The sequence below is a fragment of the Pseudomonas coronafaciens pv. oryzae str. 1_6 genome, from assembly GCF_000156995.2.
GTDB lineage: Bacteria > Pseudomonadota > Gammaproteobacteria > Pseudomonadales > Pseudomonadaceae > Aquipseudomonas > Aquipseudomonas tremae.
In genome coordinates this window covers 2827145-2839375 of record NZ_CP046035.1, presented here as the reverse complement: position 1 = coordinate 2839375, position 12231 = coordinate 2827145, and the positions used below count along the sequence as shown (strand labels likewise).

Sequence of the window (12231 nt, the reverse complement as noted above, 5' to 3'; positions counted from 1 at the left end):
AGTTCAAAGCACGCAGTCAGCGAACCATTGATCAAGAACGGCCTGGTAAGGTTTGATAAAGTGTTCTTCAGCAAATTTGCCTTGTTCAATAGCCAGCTGACTACGTTCCTCGCGGTCATAGACAATTCGAGTCAATGAGTAATCCTGGTTTTTCAAGCTAGGCTGATAGCGTTTTCCTGCCACTGAGTTTGCGTTATAGATCTCAGGTCGGTAAATTTTCTGGAAGGTGTCCATCGTGCTGATGATGCTAATAAGCTCAAGATTGGTGTATTCACCAAGCAAGTCGCCTGAAAAATAAAAAGCCAAAGGTGCAACGCTATTCGGAGGCATGAAATAGCGAACCTTTAAGCCCATCTTCTTGAAATACTCATCCGTCAAAGAGTATTCGTCCTGCTGATATTCAAATCCCAACACAGGGTGCTGATTCTCGGTCCGGTGATAGGTCCTGGAGCTTGATACGCTCAGGCAGATAACAGGCGGTTTGTCGAAATTAGCGTGGTAGCTGCTTGAATTGACGAAGTATTTGAATAGCTTGCCGTGCAGGTCTCCGAAACCTTCTGGCGTACTCAGCCCGGCCTGACTCTTGCTGTGCTCCAGCAATCGGACACTGAAGTCATAGTCCCGTACGTAAGAGGAAAAGTTGTTGCCTACAACCCCGTTAATTTGTGCGTCAATTTTTCGATCAATGATCGTTGTTTTTAAAACTTCCATCAACGGGATAGCAGGGTGATTGTCTCCAGCGGGAATATTCATTTCCGCAGAAACAATGTCCAGTTCGACCGTATAACGATTTCCTTTGGGGTTGTCCCAGTGCGCCAAGGCATTGAAGCGATTGTCAATCATCGTCAAGGTGTTACGTAGATTTTCCTGGCGGCTTTCCCCTCTGGCCAGGTTCGCAAAGTTAGTTGTAATGCGCGTGGTGTCTGACGGTGAATAATCCTCATCAAAACGAGTTCGCTTGATAGAAAATGTGGGTTCTTTAGTCATCCTGGTGTGTCACCCTGTTTTTGAGGTGAAACCTGAGTGGGCTCCTTGCCTCTTATAGATTTGATCGACAGCTGTTTATTTACTCGGCAGTCGTTATCCTTCTGAGTGAAGGTGTGCGTGGATTTTAAGCCGGGTGCCTACGAGAACAAAAACGAATTGATTTCAATAAAGCATTAGTCACGCTCATGATTGGAACAAGGTCAGGAGTAGGGTCCTTGGAGGGGGCATGGCTGCAAGTCTTGGACGTGGTCGATGGGTGATTTCAATTTGTGTGTGTAATGAGTGATTCGGGTTTGGGGAGAGGTGTTCGTCGGCAGGACGCAGGAGAGGGGCTAGAACAATAATTGCGGCAAGAATATAAAATTGCGACAATCTAAACAAAAAGGGCATACGCACATAAAGCGCGTAAGCCCTTGATCTATAAGTGGTGCCCCGAGCCGGGGTCGAACCGGCACGTCCAAAGGACGAGGGATTTTAAGTCCCTTGCGTCTACCAATTTCGCCATCGGGGCGGTAGCGCCAAGAGCAGGGAATATATACACCCGGCCCCCATGAAGCAAGCTTGAAAGCACTGTAAATGCCACAGGATGCCGCTTTCCTGTCTGTCAGAAATGCTTGGCAAATCATAAGGCTACAAAAAATGCTGAAGCAAACGCTGAGTAGCCGGGTTCATACTGCTCAGGCTTTGCCTTCCTTCACTACCTCTTCGACTTTATCCGCAAGGATTCGCAAGTAGCTGGCCAGCGCGACTTCTTCGAGCCTCATGCCCTTTTTCTGTCGGGAGCGGGGGAGTTTGGCGAGGTTGCCGAGCAGGAAGCCTTCCAGCACGGCCGGGTGGATGTAGCACTTGCGACAAATAGCCGGCGTATTGCCCAGTTGTTTGGAGACGGCTTTGACCATATCCACGATGTGCTTTTTGGCGTCCGCTTCCGGCTCCCAATGCAGCTTTTGCAAAGTGGCAAGGGCCAGCGCACTGGCCGCCCAGGTCCGGTAGTCCTTGGCGGTGAAATCGGAACCGGTCAGGCTTTGCAGGTAGGTGTTGATGTCGGATGACGTCACGGCATGGCGCACCCCGTCGTCGTCCAGGTACTGGAACAGGTTCTGCCCCGGCAGTTCCATGCAGCGCTTGATGACACCGGCCAGACGCCGGTCTTTCACGCTGACTTTGTGCTCGACGCCGCTCTTGCCGCGGAACTCAAAGAGGATCTGGCCGCCTTTGACCTCCACATGCTTGTTGCGCAACGTGGTGAGGCCGTAAGAACGGTTTTCCTTCGCGTATTGACTGTTGCCGATGCGAATCAGCGTGGCGTCAAGCAAGGAAATCACCGTTGCCATGACTTTTTCCCGGCCCATGCCCGGCTGGGCAAGTTGCGCTTCAATCTGCTTGCGCACTTTTGGCAGCGCATGGCCGAACTCGATCAGACGTGAGTACTTGTCCTGATCACGAATCTCCCGCCAGCGTGGATGGTAGCGATACTGTTTGCGCCCTCGAGCGTCGCGACCGGTGGCCTGCAAGTGACCCATCGGGTCGGCGCAGATCCACACATAGGTGTAGGCGGGCGGAATCGCCAAAGCGTTGATGCGCTTGATCTCTGACTCGTCCTTGATGCGTTGGCCCTTGGTGTCGAAATAAGCAAATTTACCGCGCAGTATCTTGCGGGTAAGGCCGGGCTGAGTGTCGTCTACGTAATGCAGGTCACTGGCAGGCTGGCTGATGGCAGTCGAGTCAGGCATGGCTAAATTCCAGAGGCAGTTAAAAGGACTGACCGCGACCGTTGACGGTGGTGCCGTGTATTTCACGCCCGGTGAATTCTCGATTTATTACGCCAGTACCGCGACTGCCTTTATCTGCGCCCACAGCTGCTGGCCTTGGTGCAGGTTCAATTGGTCTCGTGAATAGCGAGTGATGCGCGCCAGCAAGGGGGTGCCGCCAGCGTCCAGCCTTACCAGTACATGCGCCGAATTGTCGGCAAGCATTTCTGCTGTCACTGCTACCGGCAGCCTGTTGAGAATGCTGCTGTGCTCGTCAGGTTGCAGGTTGAGGCTGACATCCCTCGCCTGCACCTTGATGCGCAGCAGCGTGCCGATCGGTACTTCGGCGTGGGCGACGCGCATGCCGAGCTCGCTGCCGGGAAGCGTGATGGTAAGCAGTTGATAATGACGATCGTAGGCGGTTACCGTCCCATCGATGACTACCCCTGCGTCGTTGCCCATGGCCAGTGGCAGGTCCAGCCGCGCCAGCGTTTCCTTGATCGGACCGCTGGCCAGCACCTTGCCAGACTCAAGCAGCACAAGATGATCGGCCAGGCGTGCGACTTCATCCTGAGCATGGCTGACATACAGCATGGGAATGTCCAGCTCCCGGTGCAAGCGCTCCAGGTAGGGCAGGATTTCACTTTTACGTTTGGCATCCAGCGCTGCCAGCGGCTCATCAAGCAGCATAAGGCGAGGGCTGGTCAACAAGGCACGGGCGATGCCCACCCGTTGCCGCTCGCCTCCGGACAATGTGTCGGGGCGGCGTGCCAGCAGGTGATCAATGCCGAGCAGCCCGGTCGCCTGCTGCAATCCGATGCGGCGTTGCTGGCGCGGAATGCGCTGCATGCCGAATTCCAGATCGGCGCGGACCGACAGATGCGCAAACAGGCTGGCTTCCTGAAACACATAGCCAATTGCGCGCTTGTGCGGGGCGAGGAAAATACCGTTGGCACTGTCCTGCCAGACCTCGTCGTGAACACGGATAAACCCTTGTTCTGCTTTCTCCAGCCCGGCGATGCAGCGCAGGCAGGTGGTCTTGCCCGAGCCGGACGGGCCGAACAATGCAGTAATGCCCGAGCCAGGCAACGTCAGCTCAGTGTTTACAGTGAAGTCGGGGTAGGTCATTTTCAGGCGCACTTCAATGGGCGACACCATGGCTCAGCTCCATCCCGCTTTGGATCTGCCGCTCGAATAGAGCAGGAGCAGAACTAGAAAGGAAAATGCCAGCATCACGCCAGCCAGCCAGTGGGCCTGCAGGTACTCCATTGACTCGACATGATCGAATATCTGCACCGATACCACCCGCGTCTTCTCCGGAATGTTGCCGCCGATCATCAGCACCACGCCAAATTCACCGACTGTGTGAGCAAAGCCCAGAATCGCAGCAGTGATGAAGCCCGGCTTTGCGAGCGGCAGGGTTACATGGAAGAACGTATCCCAAGGGCTGGCACGCAGAGTGGCGGCGACCTCCAGAGGGCGTGTACCGATTGCTGCGAAGGCGTTTTGCAGAGGTTGCACGACGAAGGGCATCGAGTACAGCACCGAACCGATCACCAGCCCGGCAAAGCTGAATGTCAGCGTCCCGAGGCCAAGACTCAGGGTCAGTTGACCGATTGCACCGTTTGGGCCGAGCAGCAACAGCAGATAAAAACCGATGACGGTAGGTGGCAGCACCAGTGGCAGCGCAACAACTGCACCGATCGGTCCCTTGAGCCACGAATCGGTGCGCGCCAGCCACAGCGCAATCGGCGTCCCGATGATCAGCAGGATGACCGTGGTCAGCGACGCCAGCTTCACTGTCAGCCATATAGCGGCGATGTCAGCACTTCCCAGCGGCATTTACAGCTGGTACCCGAACGACTTGATGATCGCAGCAGCTTTTGGACCCTTCAGGTACGCAACCAGTGCTTTGGCTGCGGCGTTGTCCTTGCCTTTGACGAGAATCACAGCGTCCTGTCTGATCGGGTCATGCAGCGAATCAGGCACGATCCACGCCGAACCGCCAGTCAGTTTGCCCTCCTTGTAAACCTGCGACAGGGCCACAAAGCCCAGTTCTGCGTTGCCGGTGGAAACGAACTGATAGGCCTGGGTGATGCTTTGACCTTCGACGATCTTTGCTTTGGTTGTGTCAGTCAGCTCCAGCTTCGCCAGTACCTGCGTCGCCGCCAGGCCGTAAGGTGCTGTTTTCGGATTGGCGATGGACAAGTGCTGATATTGATTGGCCTTCAGCACATCACCCTTGCTATCGACATAGCCTTCTTTGGGCGACCACAGTGCCAGCGTGCCTACCGCGTAGGTGAAGCGCGAGCCTTTGACAATATCGCCTTCCTGCTCGAGCCTGGCCGGGGTGGCGTCGTCGGCCGACAAAAAGACTTCGAACGGCGCGCCATTTTTTATTTGCGCATAGATCTGGCCCGTGGCGCCTGAAGAGACGACGAGCTTGTGGCCGGTATCTTTCTCGAAATCTGTAGCGATGGCCTGGAGAGGCGCGGTGAAATTGGCCGCTACGGCAACTTGTACGTCATCGGCTAGCGCCGAGGCGGCAGCAGGAATGGCAACAGCCAGAGCAGCGAGCTTGAGCAGGGCGTGCAGCGAGGTCTTGCGCATGAAACAGGTTCCTTGAGGGTGAGGCAGACGCCGCTGGTAGAGAGACGTTTCGCTATATATTTAAATATATAGCGCTACCCCTTTGTTCTGAAAGCTATGTTTACCGCCGAGAGAGAATTTTCAGCGCATTTGCTGCCAGTTGTTGAGTCAGTTCCCCCGCGCCGAGCTGGTGCTTGATGCCGACTGCCTGTCCGGCCCAAAGGTTCATGAAGTCGCTGTTGCCTAGTTTCTCTGCCGCTGCACGCAGCGGCAGCAACGCACCGCCTGCCAGCGGAAAGGCGGGGGCGAGGGCGCTGATGGGGCCGATTTCACGCATGATCCGGTTGACGATGCCTCGGGCGGGCCGACCGCTGAACAGATTTGTCAGTGCTGTCTCGCTATCAGTCGCATTCAGCAACGCTTGGCGATGAAGGGCGCTGACGCTGGCCTCCGGGCAGAACAGATACGCCGTGCCGACCTGAGCCGCCGATGCCCCCAGCGTGAACGCCGCTGCCACACCTCGACCGTCTGCAATACCGCCTGCCGCAATGACCGGGACACTCACTGCATCGACGACTTGCGGCACCAGTGCAAAGGTACCGACCTGCGTGTGCAGTTGATCGCTGAGAAACAGCCCGCGATGGCCGCCCGCTTCGTAGCCCATGGCAATCACCGCATCACAGCCTTGCCGTTCCAGCCATACGGCTTCTTCGACCGTGGTCGCTGACGAGATGACAGTGGCGCCGGTGGCCTTTACCCGGTCAAGCAGCGTGGGTTCGGGAAGGCCGAAGTGAAAACTCACCACCGAGGGTTTCAGGCGCTCGACCAGCGCACAGGTATCGCTGTCGAAAGGCGTGCGGTTGGAGGTCGGCGTTGGCGCGTCGTAGTCGGCTCCCAATTCCTCGTAATAAGGTTTGAGCGTCTGCTTCCAGCGTTCAGCCCGCGCGGCGTCAGCGGCAGGAGGCACGTGGCAGAAAAAGTTGAGATTCAGCGGAGCGCGGTTATGGTGCCGACGGAAAAGCTGCATCTCTTCTTCGATTCTATCGAGTGACAGCATCGCGCAGGGCAGCGCGCCCAAACCGCCTGCTGCCGCCACAGCGATTGCCATTGACGAGCCACTGGCCCCGGCCATCGGCGCCTGCAGGATAGGCAAGGTGATGCCGAACAGTTCAAGAACACGGGTATCTGGCCAGTGAGGCATCTGTTTCTCCGGTTATCAGGCATCGCAGCAGTGAATTTTTCATTGAGCGCGAGGCTGCTCCGAATGGCAACCGCCATTTATGGCCCGTTTATGCGAACTTTACCGATGGTTGACTTGTGAGACGATCGGTCTAGTATTCGGGGATGACTCAGATTCCGCTCACCACCAGACGCCCAGGACGCCCGCCCAACGTCAACCGGGACAACCTCGAAACCCGCGAGTTGCTGCTGCGGCGCGGCCTTGAAGTGCTCACCGAGCAAAGCTTTTCAGCAACCGGGCTGGACTACATTCTGAAGGAAGTGGGGGTCCCGAAGGGGTCGTTCTATCACTACTTCCCCAGCAAGGAAGCGTTTGGCCGCGCGGTGCTGGATGAATACGCCCGATACTTTGCGCAACGCCTGGACCGCTGGCTGCTGGATGAATCATTTTCGCCACTGGAGCGGCTGGTAGGTTTCGTGCAAAGCGCCAAAAGCGGCATGGCGCGGCATGATTATCGACGCGGCTGCATGGTCGGCAATCTCGGGCAGGAAGTCGGCCTGCTGCCGGAGGGGTTTCGCGACACGCTGGAACAGATTCTGCTCGATTGGCAAGCGAAACTGGCAGGCTGCCTGAGAGACGCGCAGGTCAGCGGTGAATTGTCCGCAGACGCAGACTGCAACGAACTGGCAGCGTTTTTCTGGATCGGCTGGGAGGGCGCTGTGCTTCGTGCCCGGCTGGTCAAAAGTGATATTCCATTGAACACCTTTATTGCCGGTTACCTTCGCGGGTTGCCGCAATAATTTCCCGGGTCTATTTAAAGACGATCGGTCTAAAATTGGAGGCGAACATGTTCAAGGGCATTTTGATCGACAAGGACGAGGCAGGGTATCGCGTCAATCTGACGGATATCGATGAAGCAAAACTGCCGGCCGGTGACGTGACGGTACGCGTGTCGCACAGCACCCTCAACTATAAGGATGCATTGGCAATCACTGGCCAGAGCCCAATTGTGCGCAGCTTTCCGATGGTGCCGGGCATTGATCTGGCGGGTGTCGTCGAAGCCAGCGATGCGAGCGAATTCAAGGTGGGCGACAGGGTGCTGCTCAATGGCTGGGGGGTAGGCGAGGGGCATTGGGGCGGTCTGGCGCAAAAAGCGCGTTTGAAAAGCGAATGGCTGATCGCTTTGCCGCAGGCCTTCACCCCGGCGCAGGCAATGGCCGTCGGAACCGCCGGCTATACGGCCATGCTCAGTGTGATTGCACTGGAGAAACACGGCTTGACGCCTGACCACGGCGATGTGCTGGTGACCGGCGCCAATGGCGGTGTGGGAAGCTTTGCCATCGCTATTCTCGCCAGGCTGGGTTACCGAGTCATTGCGTCTACCGGGCGGATGGCGGAGCGCGAGTATCTGCAAACGCTCGGCGCAGCGGCGGTCATTGACCGTGAAACGCTTTCACAGCCGGGCCGCCCGCTCGGCAAGGAGCAATGGTCCGCAGCAATTGACTCCGTGGGCAGCCACACGCTGGCAAATGTATGTGCCGGGATTCGTTATCGCGGTGTGGTCGCGGCCTGTGGCCTGGCGCAAGGCATGGAGTTCCCTGGCTCTGTGGCACCGTTCATCCTGCGTGGCGTCACGCTCGCAGGGATCGACAGCGTGACGCGCCCCCGCGCTGACCGGCTGGAAGCATGGTCGAGGCTGGCGACCGACCTGGACTTGTCCCTGCTACCGCTTATCAGCCGTGAAGTCGGTTTGAGCGAGGTGATCGATATCGCACCGCAATTGATTGCAGGTCAGGTTCGCGGGCGAGTGGTCGTGGACACCGGGCGCTGAAGGGCATCAAGAAAGATTGCCGGGCGCTGCTCAAGCGTTTTCACGTCCAGTTCAGCCAGTGCCCGATGCGCCTGAGCAGCACCGATTCCGGTTTCACACAATTGCAGCGGCGTGCGGTCGCCATGAGCCTTGTCTGGAGTGATCATCCATCGACCGGCACGCTCGGGAGTTTTGAATATGTGCAGGGCATGGCTGGCAAGCATTGCAACCCTGTCCAGACGCTCTGAGGCCACAGGGTCCAGTGACCGCTGCTGACGCTGGCGGCGCTCCAGGGTGGAAACAGAGGCATTGAACAATGCTTCCAGCTGCTGTGGCCCCAAATGGAAGGCGTGGCGCATCGCGTCTATCCAGCATGGGCCGAATCCGGCCTGAATACTTGCCAGCCGTTCGGCTTCGCTGCGCTGGCTTAGCTGGTGGGCCAGCAACCAGAAACGGGTGGCCGCCTCGCGACGGTGTGGTGATCGGGCAGCAAGGTACACCATCAGATTGCCTCGGCGATGACTTAGAAACACGCGCAAAGGCTAACCCGGACCAGCGTTGATTCAAGCCCCGGGATGTTACCGGGGATTGCCCGGTCGAGCATGTTAAAGTCGGGCGCTTGAACATGGCCGAATTGAACCTGAATCAGAAGTGCATGAGCCGTTCGCTCGCACTTGCATTTGCACCAGAGAAGGCGTTGCTCCACATGCCGCAAGACCCTCATACCGACCAGGCCGCACGCAACGTCAGCCCGCCCGCGCTACCGGATGTCAATAAACCGCTGCGCCTCTACCTGGATCGTCTTGCGCCTTCCAGCCGCCTGACCATGACTTATGTGCTGCAGGATGCAGCCGACCGGCTGGGCATGGCCGATGTGGATATTCACGACATTCCCTGGCACACATTGCAGCCAGGTCATGTCACCGCTTTGGTCGCCACGTTGCGCGAGGATGATTACGCACCCAACACCACTTCGCTGTATGTGAATGCCATTCGCGGGGTGATGAATGAAGCCTGGCGGCATGACCTGATCAGCCATGACCAACTGTTGAAAATCCGCTCGATAAAACCGGTCAGTGGCACTCGCCTGTTCAAGAGGCGCAACATCCGGCGTACGCTGATTCGTGAGCTGATGGAGGCTTGCGCTGCCGACCCGAGGCCTCAAGGGCGCCGCGATGCTGCAATCATCGCGATTTTGTACGGTTCCGGCATGCGCAAGTCAGAGTCGGTCAATCTGGATATTTCTCAGGTTGATTTCGCCGAGCGTAGCCTTAGGGTCATGGGCAAAGGCAACAAACAGTTGATCAAGTACGCCCCGCAATGGGCCTTCAAGGCGCTGGGTGACTGGCTGGAACTGCGCCGCTCATTCCTTCAGCCGGGGCAGAGCGACGACGTGTTTCTGTTCAACCGGATACGCCGCGGCAGCCATATCACCCGCGACCGCATCACCAAGCACGCCATTTATTTCATTGCCAAGCAGCGTGGGCGCCAAGTGGGAGTGAACATCATGCCCCACGATTTCCGTCGCTCGTTCATCACTCGGGTAATCGAAGAGTACGACTTGTCGATTGCGCAGAAACTGGCGCACCACACGCACATATCGACTACCGCCAGCTACGACATGCGTAACGAAAACGAACGTCGCAATGTGGTGGATGGCTTTGATCTCTAGCGAGGCAAGGCAAAAAAAAGCCACTTCACGCAATGTGAGGTGGCTTAAAGATCTAACCAAAGGAGCGATGAAGCAGAGCAGTAATTTACTGACCTTGTGACGCGGATTCGCAAGGTCGGCAGACGTGTTCGTTCATCGCCGCCAACGGTAACACCACCGCCCTCGATTCAATTATCAGCGTTATCGATACCAGTCATTGTCAGAAAAGATAGGACAGCCAATGTCTTGCAGGAGCAGCGATCAAAAAAATCGATAACTTGCCTCTGAGCTATCCAGCAATCGGATAGCCAACGATTGGCAACAATTTCATGCTTTGTCGCACTTGAAACGTACGGGACTGAGCATGGAAAAGTTCGATATACACCGTAAAACCGCCTTCGATTCCCTGGTACATGAGTACGGGCTCGACGGCAGTCGACTGTTGCCCTGGGAGGGCTACCCGATGCCCTTCGCGGGCGGCTGGTGCGTGGTCCGCCCAGGCACTTGCAGTGAAGCGCACACGCAGATCGATCAGGAAATATTCATTGCCATCAAGGGCAGCGCCCAGCTTGTGGTGGGCGAAAAGCAGATGCCCTTCAATGTCGGTGACATCGCCGCGATTCCGAAACACACCAACCACTATGTCATCAATGATTCCGCCGAAGACTTCCACTTTTATGTGGTCTGGTGGGACATGAATCACGTGAATGCCTTCGTCGCGCAGCACACAGAGACCACGGGGTGCATCGATGGCTAAGTACATCGTCACCATTACACCGCCAACCCCCAATGGCGACTTGCACATTGGTCATATAGCCGGGCCGTTTCTGGCCGCAGACGTATTCACCCGGGTTCAGCGCCAGCGCGGTCACGACTGCGTGCTGGTGTCCTATTCCGATGACTACCAGTCCTACATGCTGCGCAAGGGGATGGAACTCGGCGTCGATCCGGTAGCGCTTGCCAACAGCAACTCCGATCGTATCGAAGCGTCGTTGGCGGCAATCGGCATCGAGCCCGACAACTGGATGCGTCCCTACGACAATCCCTGGTTTGCCGAAGCGGTAGGTGAAGTATTCGGCGCTTTGCAGGCGGCGGGCTCGATTGATTTTCGTGATTCCAGCGAGCCCTATTGCCCGGCGTGCGACGTCTGGGGCTACGAGGCGTTCGCTCGAGGTCACTGCAATTACTGCGGTGCCGAATCCGATGCCAGCCAGTGCGAAAACTGTGCTCAGGCGCCGGATGCCGGGCTGATGACCGGGTTGCACTGCAAGCTGTGCAAGCAGCCTTCGCAATGGCAGACCGCGCACCGTGCGTTTCTGAAACTGGCTGATTTCAAACCGCAACTGCGCGACCGCCTGCTAGGGCAGCAATGGCGTGTGCCGCTGGACAACTGGCTGCGAGACACGCTGGAGCACTTGCATGACTGGGGCGTGACCCGGCCCGGAGATGGCGGGCTCGACCTGCAAGTCGACGGTTCATGTCGGGTCCACACGTGGTTTATGGGGCTGGCCGGTTACATGGCTGCGTTTCGTGAATACGCCCATAACGTCGGCCGCCCGGAGCTGTTTCGCCAGTACTGGCAGTCGGGGCAGGGCACGCTGGTGCATTTTCTCGGTTTTGACTGCGTGTTCAGCCACGCCATCGTCTACCCGGCGCAGTTGTCGGCGTTACCGGACATCAAGGTCCGCCAGCGCTTTGTGCCCAATCAGTTTCTCAAGCTGGATGGTGTGAACCTGTCGACCAGCCGCAACCATGCCATCTGGGTCAGCGACCTGACGCGCCAGGCCTGCGCTGACAGCGCACGTCTGTACTTGGCCAGCATTGCACCAGAGGACAACGAGGGCGATTTCCGTCTGGCGGATTTCCTGGCATGGCGGGACGCGCTGTTCAACCAGTTTTTTCCGGCCTTGCTGGAAACCGGGAAACAACCTGGGGACAGCGGCTGGAATGGCCTGCGTGGTGCCGATGCCGGGCTGCTGGAGGCTTTTCGCCTGCAATGGTTGAAGGCCGCCGAGCCTGCGCAGTTCTCCATGAAAGGTCTTGCTCAGGTACTGCTGGATGTCATCGCCATTACCCGCCTGCGCCTGGCCGAAGGTCGCCCGGTCGGTCATCTGGCTGCGTTCATCGCGGTGACCGGCAAGGCGCTGATCCCGCAAATATCAGCGCAACTGATCACGGCTTACCGGCTGCCCGAAGCCCGCCTTACTGCCACGCTCATGAACGGTTCGGCCGCTGAATATTCCATCTGAACGGACGCACCTTC

The 12231-nt window shown here is 57.4% G+C and carries 12 protein-coding genes and 1 tRNA gene; 5 read left to right on the top strand and 8 right to left on the bottom strand.

What is annotated here, in order from left to right:
- Positions 1-3: 3 nt before the first annotated feature.
- From POR16_RS12830 to POR16_RS12800, 7 genes are all read right to left on the bottom strand, one after another.
- The gene (locus POR16_RS12830; protein ID WP_005886684.1) at positions 4-987 is read right to left on the bottom strand and encodes a DUF1852 domain-containing protein; all 984 of its coding nucleotides are present in this window, start codon (positions 985-987) and stop codon (positions 4-6) included.
- 425 nt (positions 988-1412) lie between these two features.
- A tRNA-Leu gene (locus tag POR16_RS12825) sits at positions 1413-1498 on the bottom strand.
- Between the two features lie 166 nt (positions 1499-1664).
- Complete coding sequence (locus POR16_RS12820; protein ID WP_005886686.1) at positions 1665-2720, bottom strand: DNA topoisomerase IB; 1056 nt, start codon at positions 2718-2720, stop codon at positions 1665-1667.
- Between the two features lie 87 nt (positions 2721-2807).
- The gene (modC, locus tag POR16_RS12815; protein WP_005886688.1) at positions 2808-3896 is read right to left on the bottom strand and encodes a molybdenum ABC transporter ATP-binding protein; all 1089 of its coding nucleotides are present in this window, start codon (positions 3894-3896) and stop codon (positions 2808-2810) included.
- Positions 3897-3899: 3 nt separating this feature from the next.
- Positions 3900-4580 carry a molybdate ABC transporter permease subunit gene (gene modB / locus POR16_RS12810; protein WP_005886690.1) on the bottom strand — a complete coding sequence of 227 codons (681 nt, stop codon included), beginning with the start codon at positions 4578-4580 and terminating at the stop codon, positions 3900-3902.
- Positions 4581-5348: a molybdate ABC transporter substrate-binding protein gene (modA, locus tag POR16_RS12805; RefSeq protein ID WP_005886692.1), complete on the bottom strand. Its 768-nt coding sequence runs from the start codon at positions 5346-5348 to the stop codon at positions 4581-4583.
- 100 nt (positions 5349-5448) lie between these two features.
- Positions 5449-6528: an NAD(P)H-dependent flavin oxidoreductase gene (locus POR16_RS12800; protein WP_005886694.1), complete on the bottom strand. Its 1080-nt coding sequence runs from the start codon at positions 6526-6528 to the stop codon at positions 5449-5451.
- A 143-nt stretch (positions 6529-6671) separates the two neighbouring features.
- Between POR16_RS12800 and acuR the strand changes: the two genes are divergently transcribed.
- Entirely contained in the window at positions 6672-7307 is a 636-nt protein-coding gene (acuR, locus tag POR16_RS12795; protein WP_005886696.1) for an acrylate utilization transcriptional regulator AcuR, read from the top strand.
- 47 nt (positions 7308-7354) lie between these two features.
- Complete coding sequence (acuI, locus tag POR16_RS12790) at positions 7355-8338, top strand: acrylyl-CoA reductase (NADPH) (RefSeq protein ID WP_122381290.1); 984 nt, start codon at positions 7355-7357, stop codon at positions 8336-8338.
- Here acuI and POR16_RS12785 read toward each other — a convergent pair.
- A complete protein-coding gene (locus POR16_RS12785; protein WP_005886701.1) occupies positions 8299-8820 on the bottom strand; it encodes an antitoxin Xre-like helix-turn-helix domain-containing protein in 522 nt (173 codons plus the stop codon). The genes acuI and POR16_RS12785 overlap by 40 nt on opposite strands.
- Positions 8821-9023: 203 nt before the next feature.
- On the opposite strand from POR16_RS12785, the gene POR16_RS12780 reads away from it, so the two are divergent.
- The 3 genes from POR16_RS12780 to POR16_RS12770 all read left to right on the top strand — a co-directional run bounded on the left by POR16_RS12780 (position 9024) and on the right by POR16_RS12770 (position 12217).
- Entirely contained in the window at positions 9024-9989 is a 966-nt protein-coding gene (locus tag POR16_RS12780) for a site-specific integrase (RefSeq protein ID WP_042931952.1), read from the top strand.
- 343 nt (positions 9990-10332) lie between these two features.
- On the top strand, positions 10333-10725 hold the full coding sequence (locus tag POR16_RS12775) for a cupin domain-containing protein (protein ID WP_005886705.1): 393 nt from the start codon (positions 10333-10335) through the stop codon (positions 10723-10725).
- Positions 10718-12217, top strand: a complete 1500-nt coding sequence (locus tag POR16_RS12770; RefSeq protein ID WP_005886708.1) for a methionine--tRNA ligase — start codon at positions 10718-10720, stop codon at positions 12215-12217. Before POR16_RS12775 ends, POR16_RS12770 begins: the two co-directional genes overlap by 8 nt.
- The last annotated feature ends 14 nt before the right edge of the window (positions 12218-12231 follow it).